General features: G+C 63.8%; 2 protein-coding genes. Both read left to right on the forward strand.

Annotated features, from left to right (window positions below):
- Positions 1–514, forward strand: a 514-nt coding sequence (locus tag FEV53_RS20375) for an IS3 family transposase (protein WP_142836419.1), incomplete at its 5' end; no start/stop codon positions are given.
- Positions 511–886: DDE-type integrase/transposase/recombinase (locus FEV53_RS20380; RefSeq protein WP_342778324.1), on the forward strand; the 376-nt coding region annotated here is incomplete at its 3' end. The genes FEV53_RS20375 and FEV53_RS20380, both read left to right, overlap by 4 nt.

Below are 886 nucleotides of genomic sequence, written 5' to 3' on the forward strand. Positions count from 1 at the left end.
CTTGTCGCGCAGCTGGCTCTATGGATACCATGCCAGCCAGGCGGCCCGCGATGACCGCCGCGAGCGGCGCTCTGCACGGGACGACGTGCTTCTGGCAAAAATTATGCGGGTCTTCAAAGCCAGCAAACACCGCTACGGGTCCAAGCGTATCCACCGGGATCTGTGCGCTGAGGGGGAGCACGTCCCGGAGCGGCGCGTGGCCAGAATAATGCGCGAAAGCAGGATCTCAGCCCGCCTGAGAAAGCCGCGCAAGCCGGTGACCACGAACAGCAATCATAAGCTGACGCCGTCGCCCAACCTGCTGCTGGAGGCATTTCACTGCACCACCCCGAACACCGTCTGGCTGGCGGGTATCAGCTATGTCGATACCGGCGAGGGCTGGCTCTACCTGGCAGCGGTCAAGGAAGGTGCCTTTGTCCGCCGTCGCCCATCGGGCTCTGACCAGTGGCGYCGCGATGGGCAACTCCAAGGACAATGGCGCATGCGACCCGCGAAATCGTCGGCTGGTCCATGACCGATCACCTGGGCGCAGAGCTGTGCTACGACGCGCTCCGGATGGCCCTGGACCAGCGCGGCCCGGTCCCGGGCCTGATCCTGCATTCGGACCGCGGCATGCAATATGCCAGCGGAGACGACCGCAAGATCATCCACCGCGCCAAGCTGGCTCAATCCATGAGCCGCAAGGGTCAGTGCCTCGGGTTCAAGCTGGTCCGCGCCAGCGGATCGAACGATCCGGGGGGATCGTTTGAAGGCGCAGAACGCCCCGATGGAGAGCTTCTTTTCTTCGCTGAAGAAGGAGCTGGTCCATCGCCATCGGTTCGGAATCCGGGAACAGGCCAGGGCCGCGATCTTCGAGTACATCGAGGTCTTCTAAGGGCCGCCAGCG

It is taken from the genome of Palleronia caenipelagi (genome assembly GCF_007004065.1).
Lineage (GTDB): Bacteria > Pseudomonadota > Alphaproteobacteria > Rhodobacterales > Rhodobacteraceae > Palleronia > Palleronia caenipelagi.